Annotated in this window: 25 protein-coding genes, 1 other RNA gene and 1 pseudogene; 15 read left to right on the plus strand and 12 right to left on the minus strand. The window is 60.7% G+C overall.

Features of this window, described 5'->3' with window-relative positions; genetic code table 11:
* Positions 1-30 precede the first annotated feature (30 nt).
* The gene (locus AC19YS_RS07035; RefSeq protein WP_010167872.1) at positions 31-501 is read right to left on the minus strand and encodes an Lrp/AsnC family transcriptional regulator; all 471 of its coding nucleotides are present in this window, start codon (positions 499-501) and stop codon (positions 31-33) included.
* Between the two features lie 127 nt (positions 502-628).
* On the opposite strand from AC19YS_RS07035, the gene AC19YS_RS07040 reads away from it, so the two are divergent.
* The 7 genes and pseudogenes from AC19YS_RS07040 (at position 629) to AC19YS_RS07070 (ending at position 6719) form a co-directional block, all read left to right on the plus strand.
* Positions 629-967 (plus strand): ACT-like domain-containing protein, encoded by a 339-nt coding sequence (locus tag AC19YS_RS07040; protein ID WP_448198560.1) that lies wholly within the window; start codon positions 629-631, stop codon positions 965-967.
* An 82-nt stretch (positions 968-1049) separates the two neighbouring features.
* Complete coding sequence (locus AC19YS_RS07045; protein WP_500601311.1) at positions 1050-2741, plus strand: GspE/PulE family protein; 1692 nt, start codon at positions 1050-1052, stop codon at positions 2739-2741.
* A 77-nt stretch (positions 2742-2818) separates the two neighbouring features.
* Complete coding sequence (locus AC19YS_RS07050) at positions 2819-3739, plus strand: SPFH domain-containing protein (protein ID WP_024077991.1); 921 nt, start codon at positions 2819-2821, stop codon at positions 3737-3739.
* Positions 3740-3749: 10 nt separating this feature from the next.
* Complete coding sequence (locus tag AC19YS_RS07055; RefSeq protein ID WP_106575763.1) at positions 3750-4196, plus strand: NfeD family protein; 447 nt, start codon at positions 3750-3752, stop codon at positions 4194-4196.
* Positions 4197-4265: 69 nt separating this feature from the next.
* Positions 4266-4580, plus strand: a complete 315-nt coding sequence (locus tag AC19YS_RS07060) for a DUF2388 domain-containing protein (protein WP_003176799.1) — start codon at positions 4266-4268, stop codon at positions 4578-4580.
* Between the two features lie 176 nt (positions 4581-4756).
* A pseudogene (locus tag AC19YS_RS07065) lies at positions 4757-5421 on the plus strand (outer membrane protein).
* A gap of 155 nt (positions 5422-5576) precedes the next feature.
* Complete coding sequence (locus AC19YS_RS07070) at positions 5577-6719, plus strand: DegT/DnrJ/EryC1/StrS family aminotransferase (RefSeq protein ID WP_500601313.1); 1143 nt, start codon at positions 5577-5579, stop codon at positions 6717-6719.
* A gap of 145 nt (positions 6720-6864) precedes the next feature.
* Here the strand turns inward: AC19YS_RS07070 and gcvH are convergent, their stop codons facing one another.
* From gcvH to AC19YS_RS07115, 9 genes are all read right to left on the minus strand, one after another.
* Complete coding sequence (gene gcvH / locus AC19YS_RS07075; protein ID WP_106575766.1) at positions 6865-7248, minus strand: glycine cleavage system protein GcvH; 384 nt, start codon at positions 7246-7248, stop codon at positions 6865-6867.
* Positions 7249-7300: 52 nt separating this feature from the next.
* Positions 7301-8383 (minus strand): glycine cleavage system aminomethyltransferase GcvT, encoded by a 1083-nt coding sequence (gene gcvT, locus AC19YS_RS07080; protein WP_145157939.1) that lies wholly within the window; start codon positions 8381-8383, stop codon positions 7301-7303.
* Positions 8384-8539: 156 nt separating this feature from the next.
* On the minus strand, positions 8540-10156 hold the full coding sequence (locus tag AC19YS_RS07085; RefSeq protein WP_119737322.1) for an ABC transporter permease: 1617 nt from the start codon (positions 10154-10156) through the stop codon (positions 8540-8542).
* 176 nt (positions 10157-10332) lie between these two features.
* Complete coding sequence (locus AC19YS_RS07090; RefSeq protein WP_448193404.1) at positions 10333-11337, minus strand: extracellular solute-binding protein; 1005 nt, start codon at positions 11335-11337, stop codon at positions 10333-10335.
* 158 nt (positions 11338-11495) lie between these two features.
* Positions 11496-12713 carry a 2-octaprenyl-3-methyl-6-methoxy-1,4-benzoquinol hydroxylase gene (locus tag AC19YS_RS07095; protein WP_500601495.1) on the minus strand — a complete coding sequence of 406 codons (1218 nt, stop codon included), beginning with the start codon at positions 12711-12713 and terminating at the stop codon, positions 11496-11498.
* A gap of 9 nt (positions 12714-12722) precedes the next feature.
* A complete protein-coding gene (locus AC19YS_RS07100; protein ID WP_500601315.1) occupies positions 12723-13208 on the minus strand; it encodes a DUF4442 domain-containing protein in 486 nt (161 codons plus the stop codon).
* Positions 13201-14388, minus strand: coding sequence for a 2-octaprenyl-6-methoxyphenyl hydroxylase (gene ubiH / locus AC19YS_RS07105; RefSeq protein ID WP_500601316.1), 1188 nt, complete (start codon positions 14386-14388; stop codon positions 13201-13203). The genes AC19YS_RS07100 and ubiH overlap by 8 nt, the downstream gene beginning before the upstream one ends.
* Entirely contained in the window at positions 14385-15707 is a 1323-nt protein-coding gene (gene pepP, locus AC19YS_RS07110) for a Xaa-Pro aminopeptidase (RefSeq protein WP_106575773.1), read from the minus strand. The genes ubiH and pepP overlap by 4 nt, the downstream gene beginning before the upstream one ends.
* Before the next feature lie 20 nt (positions 15708-15727).
* Positions 15728-16285: a YecA/YgfB family protein gene (locus AC19YS_RS07115; RefSeq protein ID WP_106575774.1), complete on the minus strand. Its 558-nt coding sequence runs from the start codon at positions 16283-16285 to the stop codon at positions 15728-15730.
* Between the two features lie 138 nt (positions 16286-16423).
* Between AC19YS_RS07115 and AC19YS_RS07120 the strand changes: the two genes are divergently transcribed.
* From AC19YS_RS07120 to AC19YS_RS07135, 4 genes are all read left to right on the plus strand, one after another.
* Entirely contained in the window at positions 16424-16633 is a 210-nt protein-coding gene (locus AC19YS_RS07120; RefSeq protein WP_003177365.1) for a TIGR02449 family protein, read from the plus strand.
* Positions 16630-16947, plus strand: coding sequence for a cell division protein ZapA (locus AC19YS_RS07125; protein ID WP_003213956.1), 318 nt, complete (start codon positions 16630-16632; stop codon positions 16945-16947). The genes AC19YS_RS07120 and AC19YS_RS07125 overlap by 4 nt, the downstream gene beginning before the upstream one ends.
* 30 nt (positions 16948-16977) lie before the next feature.
* Positions 16978-17156, plus strand: a non-coding RNA gene (ssrS, locus tag AC19YS_RS07130) — 6S RNA.
* A 57-nt stretch (positions 17157-17213) separates the two neighbouring features.
* A complete protein-coding gene (locus AC19YS_RS07135) occupies positions 17214-17843 on the plus strand; it encodes a 5-formyltetrahydrofolate cyclo-ligase (protein ID WP_119737311.1) in 630 nt (209 codons plus the stop codon).
* 6 nt (positions 17844-17849) lie between these two features.
* Here AC19YS_RS07135 and AC19YS_RS07140 read toward each other — a convergent pair whose 3' ends face one another.
* The gene (locus AC19YS_RS07140) at positions 17850-17999 is read right to left on the minus strand and encodes a hypothetical protein (protein WP_010207387.1); all 150 of its coding nucleotides are present in this window, start codon (positions 17997-17999) and stop codon (positions 17850-17852) included.
* Between the two features lie 194 nt (positions 18000-18193).
* On the opposite strand from AC19YS_RS07140, the gene AC19YS_RS07145 reads away from it, so the two are divergent.
* From AC19YS_RS07145 to AC19YS_RS07160, 4 genes are all read left to right on the plus strand, one after another.
* Complete coding sequence (locus tag AC19YS_RS07145; RefSeq protein ID WP_124418713.1) at positions 18194-18643, plus strand: EVE domain-containing protein; 450 nt, start codon at positions 18194-18196, stop codon at positions 18641-18643.
* 141 nt (positions 18644-18784) lie between these two features.
* Positions 18785-19750, plus strand: coding sequence for an HlyD family secretion protein (locus tag AC19YS_RS07150; RefSeq protein ID WP_500601319.1), 966 nt, complete (start codon positions 18785-18787; stop codon positions 19748-19750).
* On the plus strand, positions 19747-22464 hold the full coding sequence (gene rbbA / locus AC19YS_RS07155) for a ribosome-associated ATPase/putative transporter RbbA (RefSeq protein ID WP_500601320.1): 2718 nt from the start codon (positions 19747-19749) through the stop codon (positions 22462-22464). Before AC19YS_RS07150 ends, rbbA begins: the two co-directional genes overlap by 4 nt.
* Positions 22464-23582 (plus strand): ABC transporter permease, encoded by a 1119-nt coding sequence (locus AC19YS_RS07160; protein WP_106575779.1) that lies wholly within the window; start codon positions 22464-22466, stop codon positions 23580-23582. Before rbbA ends, AC19YS_RS07160 begins: the two co-directional genes overlap by 1 nt.
* 199 nt (positions 23583-23781) lie before the next feature.
* Here AC19YS_RS07160 and AC19YS_RS07165 read toward each other — a convergent pair whose 3' ends face one another.
* A complete protein-coding gene (locus tag AC19YS_RS07165) occupies positions 23782-24189 on the minus strand; it encodes a flagellar basal body-associated protein FliL (protein WP_106575780.1) in 408 nt (135 codons plus the stop codon).
* Positions 24190-24257 lie beyond the last annotated feature (68 nt).

A 24257-nucleotide genomic window follows, 5' to 3' on the forward strand; every position in this document is an offset into this window, starting at 1 on the left:
CCGCATTCGCGAACAAGCGCGCTCCCACCGTCAGCGCAGCACTGGCAGGCTGGTGGTGGACTTGATCTCCGACAGGGCCACAATCGAATTCACCTCCTGAATCCCCGGCACCATCGACAGCTTCTCGAAGAAAAACCGCTCATACGCCTCGATGTCAGAGGTAACGATGCGCAGCAGAAAATCCACCGCCCCCATCAGCACATAGCACTCCAGGACTTCCGGAAACCCGCGAATCGCTTCGGTGAATTCGGTGAAGTTGGACCGTCCATGAGCATTAAGTTTGACCTCGGCGAAAATCTGCGTGTTGAGACCGATCTTCTTGCGGTCCAGCAGCGTGACCTGGCCGCGAATCACACCCTCCTCTTTAAGCCGTTGAATACGCCGCCAGCATGGCGACTGCGAGAGACCCACCTGCTCGGCGATCTGCGCGCTGGAAAGCGAGGCGTCCTCTTGCAGCAGGGCCAGAATGCGGCGGTCGTAGACGTCCAACTCACTGTGCATAAAAATACCTCTGAAAGCGCTAAGCCTGAATTACGTGAGTCTTTTTCTCACCAATAAGCCGCATCTTAGATAAGAAATCTCCGCACGCGAATGTAAAAATTTCTCCAGTCGAATCTGGAGAGTCAGCATGCACGCCGTCGAAACCACCTGCCCCGCTACGCGTATCGATGCATGGGCCGTCAACAGCGCCCACTGCCAAGCGCATTATCAGATCACCGCCGAGGCAGAACCGGACCTGCTGTGCCGGGTACTCAATTACTTCGCGCTGCAGTTTTTGACGCCGCAACAGGTCAATGTGAGCCGTGACGACGACCTGCTGAGCATTGATATCGTGATGAACGGTCTGAGCTGGCACCGCGCCCAGGTGATCGGTGAAAAGATTCGAAACCTGATCAGCGTGTGCTCGCTGGAGGTGTGGCAGGCCGATTCCGTGCGGCCCCAAGCGGTGGCGGCGGCCAATCAGTAAAAGCCTGCAATACACCCCGAGCGGTGAGTGTTCAGAGGATGGCTAGCCTGAGATCACGCCCGACGTCACTCAGGAAATCTTCATGCTCGCCGCCTTGCACGATCAGCGATTGGAACTGCATCAACTGTTACCTGCATTGGTCGAGCAGGGGCTGATTACAGCGCACGAGGCGCAAAGGTCAGCGGCAGCACCCGCCACTCAACATCCGTTGGAAAGCATCGCGGCTGAAGGGCCTTGCCTCGAAACGTTGACTCAATGGCTTGCCGGGCATGTCGGGCAACCTTATCTGCGTATCGACCCGCTGAAGATCGACGTGGCGGCGGTGGTGCCGTTGATGTCCCACGCGTTCGCGCAGCGCCACGCCATCCTTGCGGTGGCGGTGGATGCGCAGACCGTCACCGTCGCCAGCGCCCAGCCGCATATCCGTGGATGGGAGGCCGGTTTGGCACAGGTGCTCAAGCGCTCGATCAGGCGCGTGGTCGCCAACCCCCGAGAGATTCAGCGCTGTATCGGTGACTTTTACCGGCTGGCCAAGTCCGTCAGCGGCGCCGATCTAAAAGTCGCAGTGGCTGGCAACTTCGAACTGCTCAACCTCGGCACCGGTGATCAGGAGCCGGATGCCAATGACGCGCATATCGTCAACATCGTCGACTGGCTGTTGCAGTACGCCTTCGGCCAGCGAGCCAGTGATATCCATATCGAACCCTGCCGCGACCAGGGCCGCGTGCGTTTTCGCATCGACGGGCTGCTGCATGACGTCTATCAGTTTCCACCCCAGGTCACCATGGCGGTGGTCAGCCGCCTGAAAAGTCTGGGCCGAATGAATGTGGCGGAAAAACGCAAACCCCAGGACGGCCGGGTCAAGACCAAGAGCCCGGCGGGCATCGAAGTGGAGTTGCGCCTCTCAACACTGCCGACAGCGTTTGGCGAAAAACTGGTGATGCGAATTTTCGACCCGCACGTCCTGCTCAAGGATTTTGACCAGTTGGGTTTGTCTGCCGATGATCAGCAACGCTGGCATGCCATGGCCGGCCAGGCCAACGGCATCATCCTGGTCACCGGGCCTACCGGCTCAGGCAAGACCAGCACGCTCTACGCCACGCTCAAGCAACTGGCGACCCGCGAGGTCAACCTGTGCACGGTAGAAGACCCGATAGAAATGGTGGAACCCGCCTTTAACCAGATGCAAGTGCAGCACAACATCGACCTGACCTTCGCCAGCGGTGTTCGCGCACTGCTGCGCCAGGACCCGGACATCATCATGATCGGCGAGATTCGCGATCAGGAAACTGCAGAAATGGCCATCCAGGCCGCGCTCACCGGGCACCTGGTGCTGTCGACCCTGCACACCAACGACGCACCCAGCGCTATCAGCCGTTTGCAGGAACTTGGCATTGCTCATTATTTGATCAAAGCTACGCTGATAGGCGTGATGGCGCAGCGCTTGGTGCGGCTTTTATGCCCTCACTGCAAACGTGGGGTGACTGGGCAGGGCAATACCCATGAAGCGGTCGGCTGCGCGGACTGTCGTGATAGTGGTTATCGAGGTCGGGCCGGGCTCTACGAAATCATGGTGATGGACGAGAAGCTCAAGGCGCTGATTACACCCGGCGCCGACGTGCAGGCTTTACGTCGGGCATCGCGCAGCCAAGGCATGCGCAGCCTGCGGATGAGTGGCATCGACAAAGTGAATGCCGGGCTGACAACGATGGCAGAAGTATTACGGGTAACGCCTGGGGATTCAGAAACAAATGATTTGCTTGTTGCACCCTGAAACCGTCCTTATCAGTGACCAGACCGTTACAATCGGCCGCACGTCGCTTCACTGACACCATCAGATAGGGAATCGCTATGCAGATCGGAACCGTACTGCTTCTTTTCGTGGGGTTGGCCGTGGCCATCCTTTTCATGGGTTTCAAGGTGGTGCCTCAGGGTTACCAGTGGACGGTCGAGCGTTTCGGCCGCTACACCAACACCCTTAAACCTGGCCTCAACATCATCATCCCGGTCATGGACCGCATCGGTCGCAAGATCAACGTGATGGAAAGCGTGCTGGATATCCCGCCCCAGGAAGTGATCACCGCCGACAACGCCACCGTGCAGATCGACGCCGTGTGCTTCTTCCAGGTGGTCAACACCGCCCAGGCCGCCTACGAGGTCAATAACCTCGAGCATGCCATCCGTAACCTGCTGCAAACCAATATCCGTACCGTGCTCGGCTCCATGGAGCTGGACGCGATGCTTAGCCAGCGTGACGGCATCAACGAAAAACTGCTGCGCACCGTGGACGAAGCCACGGCGCCGTGGGGCATCAAGATCACCCGTATCGAGATCAAGGACATCAGCCCGCCCGCCGACCTGATGGCCGCCATGTCCGGCCAGATGAAGGCCGAGCGAATCAAGCGCGCGCAGATCCTGGAAGCCGAAGGCCTGCGGGCATCGGCAATCCTGACCGCCGAAGGCAAGAAGCAGGCGCAGATCCTTGAGGCCGAAGGTGGACGCCAGGCAGCCTTCCTCGAATCCGAAGCCCGTGAACGCCAGGCAGAAGCAGAGGCCCGTGCAACCCAGGTGGTTTCAGAAGCAATCGCCACCGGTAACGTGCAGGCCATCAACTACTTTGTCGCGCAAAAATACATCGATGCCCTGGGCAAGCTGGCGTCGGCCAACAACAGCAAAGTCATCCTGATGCCGCTGGAAGCCAGCCAGGTGATTGGCGCCGTCGGTGGTATCGGCGAGATCGTCAAGGCAACCTTCGACAACAAGAAAGGCTGAGGCAATCGCCATGTGGGATTTCCTGCAGCATCTGTCGTTCTGGGATTGGTTGGCGCTGGGTACGGTGCTGTTGATTCTTGAAGTGTTTGGCGCCGGTGGCTACCTGCTGTGGATGGGAATCGCTGCCGCTGCTGTGGGCGTGATCAAGTTTTTGATCCCACCACTCGGGCTGGAATGGCAACTGCTGCTATTTGCCGTATTGTCGATCCTCACTGCGGTGTACTGGTGGAAACGCCAGCGCAGCAGCGCGAAGGTGAGCGACCAGCCAGGGCTGAACATGCGCGGCTCGGAATTAGTAGGTCGCACCTTTGTGGTGCATCAAGCCATCGTCGATGGTCGAGGCAAGATAAAAGTCGGCGATGGCGTGTGGATGGCAACCGGGCCGGACAGCCCCGTCGGCGCTCAAGTACGTGTCATCGGTCAGGATGGCGTGGTTTTACAGGTCGAAACTGTTTAGTCAGTGATGGAACTCGCCTAGGTTATCTACAATCAAACTGTTCAGATAACCCACCCGGAGTCACCCACCATGCGTCTCAAATATGCTGTCGCAACCCTCGCTGTGCTTTCCCTACCTGTCGGTTCAGCCATGGCCGACAGCTTCTGGCGCAATGTCATCTCGTCGGGTGCCACGACCGGCTCGACGTACCTGACCTTCAAGGACCACAAGCTGGTAGTCGCCGCCCAAGACGACGCTGGTAGCTTTGTCGCCAGCGACGGCGGCATCCGCGGCCCCTACCTGGAAGCTGCCATGCAGAAAGTTCGCGCCGACAACCCTGGCCTGCAAGCCACGGACATGGAGTTGGCCAACGCCATCCTCGCGAAAAATGCTGTGACCGAGTAATACCTGCCCATAAAAAATGCCGCTTTTTAAGCGGCATTTTTTATGCCCGTTTCTCTACGATCTCCGCCGCCGCCCAGACCTTCTGCTTTTTCCCGTTGAAAGCGGAAAACTCCTGCCGAACCCAAAAGTACCAAGCGCCACACTGAGATTCTCTTATTTAAAGTGAATCATCTCCCATTCAAAAACTTGCTTACGCTTTGGCTCTCTCTGCGTTAGCTGCACCTTTGGCTCAGGCAGAAAATTGGTACGGGTCGGCAAAACTCAACAGTGCCCGTCAGAACCTCTCCAGTGCGCAATTGACCAGCCCACGCGTCACTAATCGCGTGCAGGCCCCTGACAGTAACAAGGCGTTCACTGGGTCACTGGCTCTAGGCTACTCCTTTGCTGATGGCTGGCGCCTGGAAGGGGAATACACCACGCGCAGCAGCTCGACGTTCGACTCCTATTGGGCGCCCTTCAATGCCAACGTCAACCGCTGGAGGTCGACAGCCAGCGCGTGATGCTCAACGGCTATAAAAATATCGCGGTCAATGACTGGCTGTCGTTCTACGCCATGGCCGGTATCGGCATGGCGCAAATTGATGCCGCGGGATACCAGAGCAATGCCACCCGCCAGTTCGCCAGTAACCGCCACTACAACTTTGCCTACAGCGCAGGCTTGGGCCTGGAGGCCAAGGTCAGCGAAAAAGTCACTCTGGGCACAGGCTGGCGTTACGTGGACATGGGCAAGGTCGAAACCGGCTACAACACCTTCGCTAACCGGATAAACGCCCGCGATGAACAGCTCAAGGGCAAACTCAAGGAGCAGAATGTGTTTCTTGAAGCTCGCGTTTCATTCTGACCTGCAACAGAAAATGCCGCTGACAAGCGGCGTTTTTATGCGCCACATGACAATTCGTTCACCGACGACAGGCTATATTCAGTCGAGCCGTGCAACCATGCGGTACTGATACCTCTATTACTCATCGCCTATCTGAAACGGATGCCTTCGTCGTTATGAGCCAACAGCCCTTTCTGCCGTTTTCCAAACCTACCATTGACGAAGCGACCATCTCGGCGGTCGGCGATGTACTGCGCTCGGGCTGGATCACCAGCGGGCCGAAAGTGCAGGCGTTCGAAGCGCAGCTCTCGGAATACTTTGGCGGCCGTCCGGTGCGTACTTTCAATTCCGGCACCTGCACCATGGAGATCGCGTTGCGCATCGCCGGCATCGGGCCTGGGGATGAAGTGATCACCACGCCGATTTCCTGGGTCGCCACAGCCAACGTGATTCTGGAAGTAGGTGCCACGCCGGTATTTGCGGATATCGACCCGGTCACCCGCAATATCGACCTGGCTCAGGTAGAAGCCGCGATCACCCCGCGCACCAAGGCGATCATTCCTGTGTACCTGGCGGGCCTGCCCCTGGATATGCCGATGCTCTACGCGCTGGCCAACAAGTACAACCTGCGCATTGTCGAAGACGCCGCCCAGGCATTGGGTTCCAGCTGGGATGGCGAGCGTATCGGCGCGACCGGCGACTTCGTGTCGTTCAGCTTCCAGGCGAACAAGAACATCACGTCTTCCGAAGGCGGTTGCCTGGTGTTGAACAATGCCGAGGAAGCCCGTCTGGCTGAAAAGTATCGCCTGCAAGGTGTTACCCGCACCGGCTTCGACGGCCTGGACGTGGATGTGCTGGGCGGCAAGTTCAACATGACCGATATCGCCGCCGCTATCGGCCTGGGCCAGTTTGCGCATATCGAGAAAATCACTGCGCATCGCCAGAACCTTGCACGCCATTACTTCAAGTGCTTCGGCAGCGACTTTGAAGCGCAATATGGCGCGCAACTGCCGCCAGCTGATTTCGAAAACAGCAACTGGCACCTGTTCCAGCTGGTACTGCCGGAGCGTCAGGACGGTCTGCCCGCCCGCGCTACGTTCATGGAACAGATGCAGGCCCACGGCGTCGGCATTGGCTATCACTACCCGCCAATCCACCTGCTGAGCTTGTATCGGGCGCAGGGTTTCAAGGAAGGCATGTTCCCGGTAGCGGAGCGTGTTGGGCGTTTGATCGTATCGTTGCCGATGTTCACGGCGATGACAGAAGCGGACGTAGAGCGGTCTGTAGCGGCGGTAAAAGCGGTACTGCAAGCGAGCTGAAAACAAACTGCCAGCTATCCGCAATCAACTGTGGGAGCTGGCTTGCCTGCGATGCCGGCACCGCGGTGATTCAATCACACCGCAGTGATGCTATCGCAGGCAAGCCAGCTCCCACATTGATTTGTGCTGTTCCAACGGCTTGCGTTTACTCGCCGATGGCCGCTTTGTAGCCAGCGGCATCAAGCAGTTTTTCCAAGTCAGCCGGGTTGCTTGGCTTGAGCTTGAAGATCCAGGCGCCATACGGGTCGGAGTTCAACAGTTCAGGGCTGCCGCTCAGTTCCTCGTTGACGGCGATCACTTCGCCAGCAACCGGTGAGTAGATATCTGACGCAGCTTTCACCGACTCGACGACGCCAGCCTGGCCTTGAGCGTCAAAGTTGGCACCCACCTCAGCCAGCTCAACGAACACCACATCACCCAAAGCTTCCTGAGCATGGTCGGAGATACCGACGGTCACGGTGCCGTCGGCTTCCAGACGGGCCCACTCGTGACTTTCGGCAAAACGCAGGTCGGCAGGGATATCGCTCATAGTCTGTGTCCTCAAGAAGAAATGTCAGCGGCCTCAGGCCTGCCGGAAATAGTTAGATCAAGGTTTTGCCATGGCGCACGAAGGTCGGTTTGACCACTCGAACCGGGTACCACTTGCCGCGGATTTCCACTTCGGCCCGATCGGCGGTGGCCGTCGGTACGCGCGCCAGGGCAATGGATTTGCTCAGCGTAGGAGAGAAGCTACCACTGGTTATCTCCCCTTCGCCAACATTGGCGATACGAACCACCTGATGAGCGCGTAAAACACCACGCTCTTCCAGTACCAGCCCGACCAATTTGAACTGCACACCTGCGGCCTTTTCCGCCTCAAGGGCAGTGCGGCCGATGAACTGACGCTCAGCCGGTTCCCAGGCAATGCTCCACGCCATATTGGCCGCCAGAGGCGATACATCCTGGTGAATATCCTGGCCGTACAGGTTCATGCCGGCTTCGAGGCGCAGCGTATCGCGGGCGCCAAGGCCGATAGGTGAGATACCGGCCCCTACCAGATCGTTGAAAAAGCCCGGAGCCTGCTCGGCCGGCAGGACAATTTCCAGGCCGTCTTCGCCGGTGTAACCCGTGCGGGCGATAAACCAATCGCCATCGGCCTGGCCTTCAAAGGGCTTGAGCTGGTGGATAAGCGTGCCGCGGGCCTGCGTGACCAGCTCGGCGATTTTCTGCCGGGCGTGCGGGCCTTGAATGGCGAGCATCGCCAATTCTGGCCGCTCATGCAGCTGAGCCGCGTAGTCGCCCAGCTGTGCTTGCATCCAGGCCATGTCCTGATCACGCGTAGCGGCGTTGACCACCAGCCGGTAACCGGTCTCGGTGCGGTAAACGATCATGTCGTCCACCACGCCGCCCTGCTCATTGAGCATGGCGCTGTAGAGCGCACGGCCGCAGCCATGCAAACGATCGACATCATTGGCCAGCAGGTGCTGGAGCCATTCCTTGGCCTGAAGGCCTGTGACATCGATCACGGTCATATGAGATACGTCAAACACCCCGCAGTCGCGTCGCACCTGATGGTGCTCTTCAACTTGCGAGCCGTAGTGCAGAGGCATATCCCAACCGCCAAAATCGACCATTTTCGCGCCGAGGGCGAGATGCAGGTCATACAGAGGCGTACGCTGTCCCATGGGTTTCTCCTTCCGGGATTGGCGAAGATGCACAGAGCTGCTGTTTGCGCTCAATACCTCTGACTACAAGGCCTGCAGCGACACACAGCGACTCGATCCGAAGGACGGAGCGCACCGAATGCCGCGCATTGTAGCCGCAAGCCGTAGGACTGGCACCTAACCGATTTGCCGGGCGGAGCGTCGAATCAGGCCGATCACCGGCAACAGGCCCACCAACACCAACGTGAGTGCGGGTAATGAGGCTCGCGCCCACTCCCCTTCGCTGGTCATTTCAAAAATTCGTACAGCCAGGGTGTCCCAGCCAAACGGGCGCATCAGCAGGGTCGCAGGCATTTCCTTGAGCACATCGACAAACACCAGCAGCGCCGCGCTCAACGTCCCCGGCAGCAACAGCGGCAGATACACTTTGCAAAACAGTCGCGGTCCGCTCACGCCGAGGCTGCGCGCGGCTTCCGGCAACGAAGGGCGGATTCGCGCCAGGCTGTTTTCCAACGGCCCGTAGGCCACTGCCAGGAAACGCACCAGATACGCCAGCACCAGCGCCGACAGGCTGCCCAGCAACAGAGGCTTGCCCGCGCCGCCGAGCCAACTCGACAATGGCACCACCAGTTCACGGTCCAGGTAGCTGAACGCCAGCATGATCGACACCGCCAGCACCGAGCCCGGCAAGGCATAGCCGACATTACCGAGACTGATCCCGGAGCGAATCGCCCGCGTAGGCGCCAGGCGATTGGCAAAGGCCAATATCAACGCCACGCTGACCGTAATCAGTGCCGCGATGCCACCCAGGTAAAGGGTATGGATGATCAAGCCGCTGTAACGCTCATCCAGGTCGAAACGGCCACGTTGCCAGAACCAGGCGACCAGTTGCAGCATGGGGATGACAAAGGCGCAGGCGAACACCAAGCCGCACCACGTGCTGGCTGCCGCCGCTTTGAAACCGCGCAGGTGATACAACGCCTTGCCACGGGGTCGCTCATTACTCGGGCGGCTGGCGCCTCGGGCACGTCGTTCGCCGTACAGCACCAGCATCACCACCAGAAGCAACAGGCTGGCGAGTTGGGCGGCGCTGGAAAGGCTGAAAAAGCCGTACCAGGTCTTGTAGATGGCCGTAGTGAAGGTGTCGAAGTTGAACACCGAAACCGCGCCGAAGTCCGCCAGGGTTTCCATCAATGCCAAGGCGACGCCGGCACCAATCGCCGGCCGCGCCATGGGCAATGCGACACGCCAGAACGCTTGCCATGGCGATTGACCGAGCACCCGCGCCGCTTCCATAAGGCCTTTGCCCTGCGCCAAAAATGCAGTGCGCGCCAACAGGTAGACGTAGGGATAGAACACCAGCACCAGCACGATGATCACGCCGCTGGTAGAGCGCACGCGTGGCAGGCGCAAGCCGTTGCCGAACCATTCGCGCAGCAGGGTTTGCACCGGCCCCGCGAAATCCAGTAGGCCGACAAACACAAAAGCCAGCACGTAGGCCGGAATCGCGAAGGGCAGCATCAACGCCCAGTCGAGCCAGCGCCGCCCCGGAAATTCGCAGAGGCTGGTCAGCCAGGCCAGGCTTACGCCCAACAGCGTCACGCCGGCGCCAACGCCCAACACCAATGTCAGGGTGTTGCCCAGCAGGCGGGGCATCTGGGTTTCCCACAGGTGCGACCAGATCTGTTGATCGATGCTCTGCCAGGACAGCAACAACACGCTCAGCGGCAACAGCACCAGTGCGGCGACGGTGAAAACCGGCAGGTACCAGCGACGTTGGGCGGGGTGGGCCAAGGAAAAGTTCTCTGGAAATGATGGTGTTGAAGTCGCGGCTAACACTGTGGGAGCGGGTTGTGTGGGGCCGGGCTGGCCCGCGATGCAGGCACCTCGGTGCGTCAGTCACACCGAGGTAATGCTATCGCAGGCCAGCCAGCTCCTACACAAGGCCGCTCCCACATTTAGATCGGTACTCAGTTCCAGCCCGCGCGATCCATCAGGCGAATGGCCTCAGCCTGACGTTTACCGGCTACCTCCACCGGCAAGGTATCGGCCACGAACTTGCCCCAGGTTGCGACTTCCGCCGATGGCGGCACAGCGGGGTTGGCCGGAAACTCCTGGTTCACGTCGGCAAAGATCTTCTGCGCCTCAGGCGTGGTCATCCATTCCACCAAGGCCTTGGCGGCTTCCGGGTGCGGCGCATGTTTGGTCAGGCCGATGCCCGACAGGTTCACATGCACCCCACGGTCGCCCTGGTTCGGCCAGAACAGCTTCACCGCGAGGTCCGGTTTCTGCTTGTGCAAACGGCCGTAGTAGTAGGTGTTGACGATGCCTACGTCGCACTGCCCGGCGTTGATCGCTTCGAGCACGGCGATGTCATCGGAGAACACATCGGTGGACAGGTTGTTGACCCAACCCTTGACGATTTCTTCGGTCTTGGCCGCGCCATGGGTTTCGATCAGCGTGGCGGTCAGCGACTGGTTGTAGACCTTCTTCGCCGTGCGCAGGCACAGACGCCCTTCCCATTGCTTGTCGGCCAGCGCTTCGTAGGTGGTCAGGTCACTGGGCTTTACCCGGTCGGTGGAATAGGCGATGGTCCGCGCGCGCAGGCTCAAGCCGGTCCACGCATGGTTGGAAGAGCGGTATTGCAGGGGGATATTCTTGTCGATCACTGCAGAAGTGAACGGCTGCAGGATGCCCATCTGTTCGGCTTGCCAGAGGTTGCCGGCATCGACGGTGAGCAGCAGGTCAGCCGTGGCGTTTTCGCCTTCGGCCTTGATCCGCTGCATCAAGGGGGCTTCCTTGTCGGTGATGAACTTCACCTGCACGCCGGTCTTCTGGGTGTAGGCGTCAAACACCGGTTTGATCAGTTCGTCGATGCGCGAGGAGTAGACCACGACTTCGTCGGCTGCCTGCACGGTGGTGCTGCCGATAAGGGTGAGTGCCAGGGCAGTCAGGAGGCGCTTGGGTGCCAACATGGGTGCGGTCTCTCATTTGCAAAAAGAGGGCAAATGATAAGGACTCACATTTAGTAGCGCTTGCTGGAGGCGTTACCAGATGTTGCATAGTTGGGATGTGCGATGGATGGGCTGGCCTCATCGGGGCAAGCCCCCTCCCACAGGGGGCTTATTTCGATTCAGGGCTTTGCGAGGTCTGGCAGGTCGCCCGATAGCCCGAGGGCCTGGCGCACAAACACTGCCTTGGCTTCGGGCATCTGGTCGACCAGTTTCAATCCGGCATTACGCAGCCAACGCAACGGCAGCCGGTCCGCCTGGAACAACCGTTCAAAGCCTTCCATTGCCGCCATCAGCGCGAGGTTATGCGGCATGCGCCGACGCTCGTAACGGCTCAGCACCTTCACATCCGCCAGGCGCTCGCCGCGTTCGGTCGCCGACAACAGCACTTCAGCCAACACCGCCGCATCAAGAAAGCCCAGGTTCACACCTTGCCCCGCCAACGGGTGGATGACGTGGGCCGCGTCACCGATCAACGCCAGGCCTTCGGCCACATAGCGTTTGGCGTGGCGCTGGCGCAACGGCACACAGACCCGTGGATCGGCGCTGATGACCGTACCGAGTCGCCCTTCAAAGGCTCGCTCCAGCTCACGGCAGAAGCGTTCATCATCCAACGCCATCAGGCGCTCGGACTCAGCGGGTGTGGTCGACCACACGATCGAGCACCAGTCCTCTTGACCCTCGCGCACCAGCGGCAAAAATGCCAGCGGGCCGGTATCGGTAAAGCGTTGCCACGCCGTGCGCTGGTGCGGCTGGCTGCTGCGCACGCTGGTGACAATGGCGTTGTGCAGGTAATCCCATTCGCGCGTGGCGGTGCCGGTCAAGCGGCGCACAGCAGAATTGGCGCCGTCGGCGGCCACCACCAGGGGCGCACGCAATTTGCGACCGTCGGCCAGGGTCAGCAGCCAGTCATCGCCGGAGCGACGCATCTGCTCCAGGCGCGCGTTGGCCAGCAGGCCCAGGTCGCAGTCGTGCAGGCGGTCGAGCAAAGCATCCTGAACCACCCGGTTCTCGACGATATGCCCGAGCACTTCGGCATGCACACTGGCCGCCGAAAAATGGATCTGCCCGGTGCCGCTGCCGTCCCACACCTGCATTTCACCGTAAGGGCTGGCGCGCCGTTCGACAATGCCATCCCACACGCCCAGGCGCTCCAGAATGCGCTGGCTGGCGGCCGACAAGGCACTCACGCGGGGTTCGAAGGCCGCATCCTGGTCGAACGGTTTAACGCTCAGCGGGCTGCCATCGAGCAGCAGCACCTGCAGGCCACTGCCTTGCAACGCCAGCGCCAGGGCGCTTCCGACCATTCCGGCCCCGACAATCAGCACATCTGCGCGCATGTCCATGCTTTAAGCCTGCTTTGCTGGCGGCTTGCGCCGCACGTAAAGGGTTTTGTCGACCCGCGCCACCAGAGTGCCGGAGCCGTCATGAATCTGTACTTTGAGGAGGGGCAAATACTTCTCGCCGCCTTCGGTTTGCCGGCGAATCTCGTCCAGCAAGGCCTCGTCGATGGAAAACTCAGCGTAGACCGGGCCTTTGCCCGGCGACACGAAGTCGATGCTCGCAGCTTTATCCCAGACGATGTAGTCGCGCCCCAGGTTCTCCATCAACAGCAACATGTAGAACGGATCGACCATCGAATACAGGCTGCCGCCAAATTGCGTACCGACGTAATTGCGGTTGTACCAGCCCAGGCCCATGTGCACCTTGGCATGGCGAAAATCGGCGCTGAGGACCTGCACCCGAATTCCCGCGCCCAGGTAAGGCGGGTACAGGGACAGCACCCAGCGCAACAGCCGCGCCTTGCCCAGGCGTCGGGTCAGCCAGTTACGCATCAGGGCGTGTGCCCAGGCCCATGGCCTGACGGGCGAACCAGCGTTTGGCGGGCGGCAACAAATCCAGGCCCAGCAGGCCCATGTTACGGCCCAATGCCACTAACGGTTGCGCGCTGCCAAACAGTCGGGTCACTTGATCGGAAAAACCTACGGTCAGTTGCTGGTCCTGGCGCTGGCGCTCGCGATAGCGTTGCAAGGTTGCCAGGTCGCCGGGCACTGCCGGCCCGGCCAGCAAGGCCTCGGCCAAGGCGTCCGCGTCGCGCAGGGACAAGTTGAAACCCTGCCCGGCAATCGGGTGCAGGCTGTGGGCGGCATTACCGAGGATCGCCAGGTGCGAGCGCACTTGTTCTTCGGCCTCCACCAGCGTCAGCGGGTACAAATGGCGGGCGCCAACTTGTTTCAGCGTGCCCAGGCGGTAGCCGAAAACGCCCTGCAATTCACTCAGGAAACTGCGCTCATCGAGGTTGGCCAGGCGCTGGGCGTCCATGCCGATGCGCGTCCATACCAGCGCGCAACGGTTGTCCGGCAGCGGCAGCAAGGCCATTGGGCCTTCGTCGGTAAAGCGCTCGAACGCCTCGCCATTGTGCGCCTCGCTTGGAGTGATGTTGGCGATCAGCGCGCTCTGGTTGTAGGGCCGGGTTTTCACGCCGATGCCCAATTGCTCGCGCAAACCGGAGCGGCCGCCATCGGCCAATACCGCAAGGTCGCATTCGAGCACGGTTTCGTCGTTGAGCGTCAGGCGATACCCGTCGGGCAGTGGCTCCATGCGGGTGACTTCCGCCGGGCAGCGCCAACTGACCACTTGTTTGTCCAAACCTTGCCACAGGCACTGGCCAAGCCAGGCGTTTTCCACCACGTAGCCGAGGGCCGGCACGCCCTCCTCCATGGCAGACAAGCGCGCGGTGGAGAAACGGCCACGGTCCGACACGTGAATCTGTTTGATCGGCTCGGCGCGGCGGGAGATGTCCTGCCACACACCCAAGCGCTGATAAATCTGCCGGGCGCCGTAGGACAACGCCGAAGAACGCGCGTCGTAGCTCGGTTGGTAACTGTCGCCTGGCGCGAACGGTTCGATCAGCACGATTTTCCAACCCCGTGCCTTGGCACCCGCCTGCAACGCCAACGCCAGGCTGGCGCCTACCAGTCCGCCGCCGATGATGGCCAGGTTGACCCGGCTCATCGGGCAGCCGCCATCAGCGCTTCGATATCAGCGACAGTCTTGGGCACGCCGCCGGTCAGAATTTCACAGCCTTGCTTGGTCACTACCACGTCGTCCTCGATGCGTACGCCAATGCCACGCCATTTTTTCGCCACGTTCTGGTTGTCCGGCGAAATATAGATGCCGGGTTCCACGGTCAACGCCATGCCGACTTCCAGCACCCGCCATTCGCCGCCCACCTTGTATTCGCCTACATCATGCACGTCCATGCCCAGCCAATGGCCGGCGCGGTGCATATAAAAAGCGCGGTAGGCTTCGCTGGCAATCAACTCGTCGACGTCGCCTTGCAGCAGTCCCAGCTTTACCAGCCCGGCGGTGATGACGCGCACCGTCGCCTCATGGGCCTGGTTCCAATGTTTGTTCGGCGCGATCTCGGCAAAGGCGGCTTCCTGGGAGGCCAGCACAATCTCGTAGATCGCCTTTTGCTCGGGCGAAAACCTGCCGTTGACCGGCCAGGTACGGGTGATGTCGCTGGCGTAGCAGTCGATCTCGCAACCGGCGTCGATCAGCACCAGGTCGCCGTCCTTGAGCACGGCGTCATTCTGCTGGTAATGCAGGATGCAGCTGTTACGCCCGGCAGCGACGATGGAGCCATAGGCCGGCATCTTCGCGCCGCCCTTGCGGAATTCGTAATCCAGCTCGGCTTCGAGGCTGAACTCATATAACCCGGCGCGGCTGGCCTGCATCGCCTTGACGTGCGCCGCGCAGGAAATTCGCGCGGCCTCGCGCATCACCTTCACTTCTGCCGCCGATTTATACAGGCGCATGTCGTGAAGCAGGTGATCCAGGGCAACAAACTCGTTCGGTGGCTGGGCGCCCAGGTGCGCTTTAGAGCGGATCACGTTGATCCATTCCATCACGTGCCGGTCGAATTCGGCGTTGCTGCCCATGGCCGAATACACCCGGTCACGGCCTTCGATCAGGCCGGGCAGGATGTCGTCGATATCGGTGATGGGAAACGCGTCGTCGGCGCCAAAGTCACGGATTGCGCCTTCGGTGCCAGCGCGCAGGCCGTCCCACAATTCGCGCTCGGCATTGCGCTCGCGGCAGAACAGCACGTACTCGCCGTGCTGGCGACCAGGCATCAGCACGATCACCGCTTCCGGTTCAGGGAAGCCGCTCAGGTATTGAAAGTCGCTGTCCTGGCGGTAAACATGCTCGACATCACGGTTGCGGATCGCCACGGCGGCGGCCGGCAGAATTGCGATGCTGTTGGGTTCCATCTGCGCCATGAGCGCCTTGCGGCGACGGGTGTATTCCGCTTTCGGGATATGGATCATGGGCAGATGGGCTTCCTTTCTTAGTGCAGCGACGGCTTGGGTGCGGCTGGCTCAGCGGCCTTTTTGGTCTCGGTGAACAGCAGCAGTGGCGCGACGCGCAGGTATTCCATGACTTCCATGTAATCGCCTTCGCCGTCTTCGGACTCTTCCAGGGCGTCTTGCACCTGGGAAATAGCCGCCAGGTCCTGCAGCACTTCCTTGGCGTCGGTGCTCAGTTCCAGGCCGCCGGCGTTCACGCCGAAACCGTGGAGGAAACCCTGGCACCATTGGCCCAGCGCAGCAGCGCGCTCGGTCAGCGGCGCGTCGTCGGTCGGCAGCAGCAGGACCACGGTGACGTCATCACCGGTCAGCTCGCCTTTGACCATCTCTTGCAGGCCGATCAGCGCGTTACGCACGTTCTCGGTCGGCTCGGTTTCCAGCAGCTCGGCCACATCAGCCAGCCAATTGTCGGCATCAAAGCCAACACCGGTGCAGCTGCGGCCCAACAACACGCCGTGCAGTTCGGCAGGCGAGCAAGGATGACCGCTGGTGCTCAGCAGTTTGGAAAAAGCGTCGTACGGGGAGTTCTGAATAGGCATGGTGAGCTAGGCGCCAGACGGCGCAATGTCTAGAATGAAGCGCTGTATCCTAGCACCGGCAGACGTACCAAGACTATCGAGGGCGTCAGATCGTTTATCCTGCAGTTGCCATTCATCAGACAAATCCAGTGGAACCCAATGGAAGACACCGACCTGCAAGCGCTGATGGCCAGACTCGAATTGCTAATTGATCGGGTCGAGCAACTTAAGAGTCAAAACGGACTCCTATTAGCTCAGGAAAAGACCTGGCGCGAGGAACGCGCTCACCTCATTGAAAAAAACGAAATCGCCCGGCGTAAGGTCGAATCGATGATTTCGCGCCTGAAGGCCCTGGAGCAAGACTCATGAGTTCAAGCAATAGCGTTACCGTGCAGATCCTCGACAAAGAATATTCGATCATCTGCCCCCAGGAAGAACGCAGCAACCTGGTGAGTGCTGCCCGCTACCTGGATGGCAAGATGCGTGAAATCCGCAGCAGCGGCAAAGTCATCGGCGCCGATCGTATCGCCGTGATGGCCGCGCTGAACATTACCCACGATTTGCTGCATAAGCAGGAACGGCCTGACGTACAGGCCAGTGGTTCGACGCGCGAGCAAGTGCGCGACCTGCTGGAACGGGTTGATCTGGTACTTTCTACCGATCCAGAGCCACCCAAGGGCTGATTGCCGAGTCTGTTTAAGGTATACTCGCCCCACTCCCTGGCGTGTTTGCCAGTCGGCGATGTCCCTGAGCCGATTCGCACTACCCTGGAAGTTGCACGTTGGGCTGGTGTGCATGTCCGCTAGACGGAAAGCCTTAAAGCCTACTGCATCTTCCACCTTGAACTTTCGGGTTCAAGGGCTAAGTCGACAGCGGCTCTGTCGGGGAGCCTGAATTCCAAACTCAATGCCAGTCCTCGGACTGGCATTGTTTTATGAGCCGAAAAACCATGACCGAACCTGCGCCGCTTTCCCGTCCGCAACTTCGACGCATGTTGCGCAAAGCCCGCCGCGAACTGACGCCGAGCGAGCAGCGCAAGGCCGCCCATGGCCTGTATCGGCAACTGGCGCAGCACCCGCTGTTTCGCCGGGCTAAACATATTTCCTTATATCTACCGACGGACGGTGAAATCGATCCGCGCCTGCTGCTGCGCGCCGCTCAGCGCCGGGGCAAGGCGACTTACCTGCCAGTGCTCAGCGCCTGGCCGCGAACCAAGATGGTGTTCCAGCGGGTGCGGCCTGGGGACAAGTTGTCGCCCAACCGTTTTCGTATCCTGGAGCCGCGCGTGAATGCCAATCGCCAGCGCCCCGTCTGGGCACTCGACCTGGTGCTGCTGCCGCTGGTGGGTTTCGATGATGTGGGTGGGCGTCTGGGCATGGGCGGTGGGTTTTACGACCGCAGCCTGGCCTACCTCGCCAGGCGCCAGAGTTGGCGCACGCCGGCGCTGCTGGGGCTGGCCCATGAATGTCAGAAAGTCGAGCGCCTGGCGCAGGCAAGCTGGGATGTGCCGCTGGCAGGCACCGTCACGGATAAGCAGTGGTATGTCGCACAAACGTCGCTGGAACCAGCGACGCCTTGAAGGGTGTTAACGCTTGAACGGTTGTGGCTGCTGCTGAGCCAGTTCAACCGGCGCATCGGTCTTGTTCGACCACAAGCTCTGGGCATACCCGGTGGTCACGACGCCCAGACCAAACAAAATAACCAAAATCCATAGTAAATCCGGTTTACGTTGCATCGATTGCCCCCCTTCAGGCACCTCGTACACGATGACAACAACGTTCCAAAGTAGTCCGTTGCAGCTGCGTCAAGCTTAAAAGCGCGCATTCTGCGGTAACGTGAACCAACACGCAAACCTTGGCGCCAACCGACTGTCGGTTTGTCATGGGATTGCCCGACAACTTGCCCAATGCCTTTTTCAGGAGCCCAACAATGGCCTACTGGCTGATGAAATCCGAGCCCGACGAACTCTCCATCAAGGGCCTGGAAACGCTCGGCGAAGCCCGCTGGGACGGCGTACGCAATTACCAGGCACGCAATTTCCTGCGCGCCATGGCCGTCGGTGACGAGTTTTTCTTTTACCACTCCAGCTGCCCCGAGCCCGGCATTGCCGGCATCGGCAAGATCGTCGAGGCAGCCTACCCGGACCCGACAGCGCTGGAGCCGCAAAGCCACTATTTCGACGCCAAGGCCAGCCCGCAGAAAAATCCGTGGAGTGCAATCAACGTCGCCCACGTCGAAACCTTCGCAAAGGTGCTGGGCCTGGGCTATCTGAAACAACAAAGCGCCCTCGCCGAGTTGCCCTTGGTGCAAAAAGGCAGCCGACTGTCGGTGATGCCGGTGACCGCCGAGCAGTGGGCGGCGGTGCTGGCGCTGCGCTGAAAGGGCAGAACCCTGCGGTCACACTTCTGGCGCATGCATCTGCGTGCCAAGCGGGTTAGGCTTGCGCTTCATTTGACCGGTATCAACGGCCGCTCCGGCGCTATCGGTCAAACTAGGATGCTAATGCCGCAGGATGCAGCCATGTCTACGAACCATCATATGTCGCGCCTTTTCGCCATCGCCCTGATCGTCCTGTTACTGGGCGCAGGCGGCTTCGGTTACTGGCGATCGACCCAGGACCGCCTGCCCGAAGGCTTGAGCATGGGCAATGGCCGCCTGGAGTCCACCGAAGTACAGATCGCCGCCAAGATCCCAGGGCGCCTGGCCGAAGTGCGCGTGGATGAAGGCGACAAAGTGCTCAAGGGCCAATTGCTCGCGCGCATGGACACCCGCACCCTCGAAGCCCAGCGCGCCCAGGCCGAAGCCGAGGTGCTGCGCGCCAGGGAAAACTTCGCCGCCGCCCAGGCCAACGTGCAGTTGCGCCAAAGCGAGCAACTGCTGGCCAATCAGGAACTCAAGCGCACCCAGGAGCTGTACAAGCGCGGCTTCGCCAGCAGCCAGTTGATCGACCAACAACAAGCACGCCAGAACACCGGTAATGCCGCAGTAATCGCCGCGCAAGCCCAGGTCAACTCGGTGAAGGCTGCCATCGGCGCCGCACAGGCCCAGGTTGCGCAGCTCACCAGCGAAATCGACGACAGCAGCCTGCGCGCGCCCATCGACGGCATTATCCAATTGCGCCTGGCCGAGCCAGGTGAAGTGCTCGGCGCGGGCGGTCGCGTGTTGCTGCTGATCGATCCGAATGACCAGTACATGAACCTCTACCTGCCTGCCTCTGTCACCGGTCGCCTGACCGTCGGCAGTGACGCGCTTATTCTGCTCGACGCCCTGCCCCAACAACCGCTGCCGGCCAAAATCAGCTTTGTCGCGGCTAAATCGCAGTTCACGCCCAAGGAAGTGGAAACCCGCGACGAACGCCAGAAGCTGGTGTTTCGCGTCAAACTGCGCCTGACCCAACCCAGTGCCGTACCGCAAGCCAAACCGGGCATGCCCGGCGCCGGCTACGTGCGCACGGCGGATATCGACTGGCCGGCCAACCTGCAATGACCGGCCTGGCGCTGCACGCCACGGGCATCAACCATCGCTACGGCAAGCAACAGGCACTGGTCGACATTGCCTTCAGCCTGCCCGCCGGCACGCGCTGCGGGTTGATCGGTCCGGACGGCGCGGGCAAATCGAGCTTGCTGGGGTTGATCGCCGGGGTTAAAAAACTTCAAAACGGGCAGCTCGAGGTGCTCGGCGGCTCCATTGAGGATCGCCGCCACCGCAACAGCCTGTACCCGCGTATTGCCTTCATGCCCCAAGGCCTGGGTGGCAACCTGTATCCGGAATTGTCCATCAGCGAGAACATCCGCTTCTTCGCCACACTGTTCGGCCTGTCGAAAGGCGATTGCGAACAGCGCATGCACAACCTGCTGCTGGCCACCGACCTTGCACGCTTCGCCGAGCGCCCGGCCGGCAAGTTGTCCGGCGGCATGAAACAGAAACTCGGCCTGTGCTGTGCACTGATCCACGACCCGGACCTGTTGATCCTCGACGAGCCCACCACCGGCGTCGACCCGCTGTCGCGCCGACGCTTTTGGGAACTGGTCGAAAGCGTGCGCAGCGAGCGCCCGCAACTGACGCTGCTGGTGGCTACGGCCTACATGGAAGAAGCCGAGCAGTTCGAACATTGCCTGATGCTCGATCGCGGCAAACTCATCGCCGATGGCCTGAGCCGCGAACTGGCAGCCGCGACACCCAGCGGCAAACTCGATGAAGCCTTTACCCATTTCCAGGGCGACAGCGCCCACAACAATCAGCCTTTGGTGATCCCGCCGCGCGAAAACGGCAACACCGATATCGCCATCGAAGCCCACGACCTGACCCTGCGCTTTGGTGATTTCACGGCGGTAAACAAGGTCAGCTTCGCGATTGGTCGCGGTGAGATTTTCGGCTTTCTCGGCTCCAACGGCTGCGGCAAGACCACCACCATGAAAGTCCTCACCGGGCTGATGCCGGCCACCGAGGGCAGTGCCACGCTGCTCGGCAACCCGGTGAATGCCAAGGACCTGGCGACCCGCAAGCGCGTTGGGTTCATGTCGCAAAGTTTCTCGCTGTACGGCGAACTCAGTGTGCGCCAGAACCTGGTGTTGCACGCGCAGCTGTTCGATTTGCCCAAGGCCGACAGCGGCCCGCGTATCGATGAGTTGATTCAGCGCTTCGACCTCGGCGAGGTGGCCGACCAGCCTTCCGGCGAATTGCCCCTTGGCCTGCGCCAGCGCCTGTCATTGGCCGTGGCGGTGCTGCATCGCCCGGAAGTGCTGATCCTCGATGAGCCCACCTCGGGCGTCGACCCGGCAGCGCGGGATGACTTCTGGCGGCTGCTGATCGAACTGTCCCGCGAACAAGGCGTGACGATCTTCCTGTCCACCCATTTCATGAACGAAGCCCAGCGCTGCGACCGCATCTCTCTGATGCACGCGGGTAAAGTGCTGGCATGTGACACACCCGACGCCCTGCAACAGCAATTTCACGGCGACACCCTGGAAGCCGCGTTCGTCACCTGCCTGGAGCAAGCTCAAGGCGCTCCCGAACCCGCAGCACCCAGCAGCACCGTCAGCGAAACCAGTGCGCCGCCCGTGAGCAAACGTGGTTTCAGTCTTTCTCGGCTGTTGGCCGTGGCCAGCCGCGAAGGCAAAGAGCTACTGCGCGACAAAGTGCGCATGGCCTTTGCCCTGCTCGGGGCGATGTTCATGATGGTGATCTTCGGCTACGGCATTTCCCTGGACGTGGAAAACCTAGCCTTCGCCGTCTATGACCAGGACCAGACCCCACAAAGCCGCGCCTACCTGGAAGCCTTCCGCAGCTCGCGCTATTTCGCCGAACAGGCGCCCATTCGCGATACCAACGAACTGCATCGGCGCCTGCAACGTTCGGAAATCAAACTCGCCCTGGAAATCCCGCCCGGCTTTGGCCGTGACCTCTACGCCGGCCGCCAACCCACCGTGGCGGCGTGGATTGACGGCGGCATGCCGTTTCGCGCGGAAACCAGCCGTAATTACGTGGAAGCGGTACATCAAGGCAACCTCCAGCAACTGGCCGACCTGAGCAGCCTGCCCCGCAGCACTCAAGCCGCCGCCAAGCTGGAAACGCGCTTTCGCTACAACCAGGACGTGGTCAGCGTGAATGCCATTGGCCCCGGCGTGATGGCGCTGATCCTGGCGTTTATCCCGGCGATGCTCACCGCGCTGGGCATCGTGCGCGAAAAAGAGCTGGGCTCGATCACCAACTTCTATGCCACGCCCCTGACCCGCCTGGAGTTTCTGCTGGGCAAGCAGGCGCCGTACCTGGCCGTTAGCCTGGTCAACCTGGCGTTGCTGGTGGCCATGAACCGTTGGTTGTTCGGCGTGCCGTTCAAGGGCAGCGGCCTGGCGCTGGCATTCGGCGGCCTGTTGTATGTGTTGGCCACCACCAGCATGGGTTTGCTGATTTCGGCGTTCACACGCACGCAGATCGCGGCAATCCTGGGCACGATGATCATCACCAGCCTGCCGACCATCCAGTTCTCCGGGCTGATCGTGCCGCGCTCATCTCTGGAGGGCGCGGCCGCGCTGATAGGCATGCTGTTTCCGGCCGGGCACTTTCTGGATATCGCCGTGGGCACCTTCACCAAGGCCCTCGACCTGCGCCAGTTGTGGCCGCAATGCCTGGCGCTGTTCGGGTTTTTCGTCGGGTTCACCGGCCTGAGCCTGATCATGCTCAAGAAGCAGGAGGCCTGATGCACAAGCTCGCTCATATCCTGCGCCTGGGCTTCAAGGAATTGACCAGCCTGCGCCATGACAGCGTATTGCTGCTGTTTCTGGCCTACGCCTTTACAGTCGCGATCTACATGCCCGCCGCCGGTTCGGTGATTGGCGTGCACAACGCCAGCGTGGCCTTTGTCGATGAAGACCACAGTGCGCTCTCGCGGCGAATGGCCGAGGCGTTGCAACCGCCCGAATTCCAGCCGCCTGCGCCGCTGGCCTACGACCAGCTGGACAAGGTCATGGACAGCGGCGAGTACACATTCGTGATCAACGTGCCGGCCAATTTCCAGGCCGATCTGCTGGCCGGGCGCCAGCCAGGTGTGCAGGTCAACGTGGATGCCACGGCGATGAGCCAGGCGTTTATGGGCGCAGGTTACATCGGCAGGATTTTTCAGCGCGAATTGCTCAACTACAGCGGCCAAACCGACGCCAGCCAAAAGGCGCCTGCACTGCTGACCACCCGCGCGCTGTTCAATACCAACCTGGAAGGCGGCTGGTTTCTGGCGGTGATCCAGATCGTCAACAACATCACCATCCTCGCGATTGTGCTGACCGGCACCGCGCTGCTGCGCGAACGCGAGCACGGCACCCTCGACCATTTGCTGGTGCTGCCACTGACCGCGCTGGAAATCATGCTGGCAAAAATCTGGAGCAACATGCTGGTGGTGGTGCTGTGCACGTGGCTGTCGCTGGAGCTGGTGGTCAAAGGCCTGCTCGGCGTGCCGTTGGCCGGCTCCTTGAGCCTGTTTCTGTTTGTGACGGCGCTGTATTTGTTTGCGAGCACCGCGCTGGGGATATTCCTCGCCACTCTCGCCCGTTCGACGCCGCAGTTCGGGCTGCTGGCGATTCCGGTGATCATCCCGATGCTGTTGCTGTCGGGCGGCAGTACGCCGTTGGACAGCATGCCCGAGTGGTTGCAATGGGTGATGCAGGGATCGCCGTCGACACACTTTGTGAGTTTGAGCGCAGCGATTCTGTTCAGGGACGCAGGCGTGAGCGTGGTGTGGCCGGATGTGCTGGCGCTGGCGGGGATTGGGTTAGTGTTTTTTGCAGTGGCACTGGCACGGTTCAGAAAGAGCCTGGCCTCTTAATTGTGGCGAGCGGGCGTGTTGTGGCGAGCGGGCTTGCCCCCGCGTTGGGCTGCGCAGCAGCCCCCTTCAAAGTCAGCGCATTGGTTCAGGTGTACCGAGGCGTATGGTTGTGGGGCGGCTTCGCCACCCAACGCGGGGCAAGCCCGCTCGCCACGACAAACCTGTTTGCCACGACACGCCCGCTCGCCACATGGAACCGTTACTGGATGATCAAGTTGTTGAACAACAGGTCTTCCACCACCGGTTTGCCGGTCTCGTCGTTCATCACTTGCTGGGTTTGCTTGAGGGCTTCCTGGCGCAGCTTTTCCTTGCCCTCAACGGTGCTCATGGCCTCGTTGGTCTGCTGGGTGAACAACGCCACCAGTTGGTTACGAATCAACGCATCGTTGGCTTTGACCGCAGCGGCGGCTTCAGGCCCGGTCACGCGCAGGGCAATGTCGGCCTTGAACACCTTGAGCTTTGCGGAGCCGTCCAGGCCATAGTTGCCCACGAACGGCGGCGTCAGGCTGATGTAGCTGACCTTCGGTGCCTCGCCTTCTTTCGCTTCTTCGGCCTGGGCTGCCATCGGCAAGGTCAGGGCGAGCATCAACAGGATCCACGCTTTCACAGTTCATTCCTCAAATTCGGTTGCCGGGTAGCATAACGCTAGCAAGGCTGAGCACAAGCTTATGGCGA

The sequence above is a fragment of the Pseudomonas sp. MF08831 genome (genome assembly GCF_059862645.1).